Source organism: Okeania sp. SIO2B9, assembly GCF_010672505.1.
Classification (GTDB): domain Bacteria; phylum Cyanobacteriota; class Cyanobacteriia; order Cyanobacteriales; family Microcoleaceae; genus Okeania; species Okeania hirsuta.
In genome coordinates this window covers 1-1,016 of record NZ_JAAHGK010001826.1, presented here as the reverse complement: position 1 = coordinate 1,016, position 1,016 = coordinate 1, and the positions used below count along the sequence as shown (strand labels likewise).

Sequence of the window (1,016 nt, the reverse complement as noted above, 5' to 3'; positions counted from 1 at the left end):
TGCCCATCCTGCTGGCATCGGGTAATCTTCTCGTGGGTCATAGTGTTGCGAATGGCTGGATTCCGATGGGAGAACTGGAGTCTGGCAAATTTAGGACTCAAATAGGGACCTGGTGATGAGAAATTGAGCATTGTGCAACGTGTGCTGAGGGTTTGGCCTCAACACCTTGGCTCAGATACGTCTTGTGTTTCTCAGGACACTAAGCCGCAATCCGAGTCGGAACGACAAAGCGTTCAATCACTCCATCGGTGTTGCCCTCCGCAATCGCTTGGTCACAGGCTGCCAATAAAAGTGCCTGAGCGTGTTGCGCCCGGTGATGCTCAATCACCTGAGCAATAGAGTGAAATGGGCTGGCGCTCTGTTGAGAGACAATGAGTTGATAATGCAAAAAGTGCAAACTCACGTACACCAGCGAATACCACTTGTGAATCGCTTCGTAGTGTTGGACGCGAAAATCGCCTAAGCCCAAACATTGCTTCAATAGCCAATACTCGGTTTCAATGGCCCATCGTTTGGAATAGCGTTTCAGTATCTTTGCTGCCGATAAACTCGTATCGCTACAGAGGTAATACTTCGGGTGAGAATCCCGATTGTGCCGCTTTGAGATGACCACACAGACATCAAATCCCACATCTTTGAGCCGCCCCTTAATGGTACGGGTCAAATAGGTCGTCTTCTTGCCTGTAGCACTCGTCAGCTCAACTGAGTCATAGTGCTTGTGCTTGAGGTCTTTGTTCCATTGAGAGCCTCTAACGAACGCCACTGTTCGTTCAATATGAAAGAAACCTAATGTTCGCGCACCACCTCTCCATATATACCAGACCATGAAAGACGGGACTCTTGCAGTTAAGACCGATTTTTCACTGGTGCGACTGTGCCTGTTTGAGAGCATGGTTCTGAGGACAAGCGCTTGATTATTGGTGAAGGGGGAACCCTATCCCGTTTAGGAGAATGCATCGTTTTGCTGTCCTCGGGCAACGTCCCATTCCTTGTCGATTTAACAAGAGTGATATGGA

The 1,016-nt window shown here is 48.8% G+C and carries 1 protein-coding gene; it reads right to left on the bottom strand.

Going from position 1 to position 1,016, the window contains the following annotated elements; translation table 11 throughout:
• Positions 1 to 199: 199 nt before the first annotated feature.
• Positions 200 to 763, bottom strand: a complete 564-nt coding sequence (locus F6K13_RS34745) for a hypothetical protein (RefSeq protein ID WP_287290195.1) — start codon at positions 761 to 763, stop codon at positions 200 to 202.
• Positions 764 to 1,016: the final 253 nt, after the last annotated feature.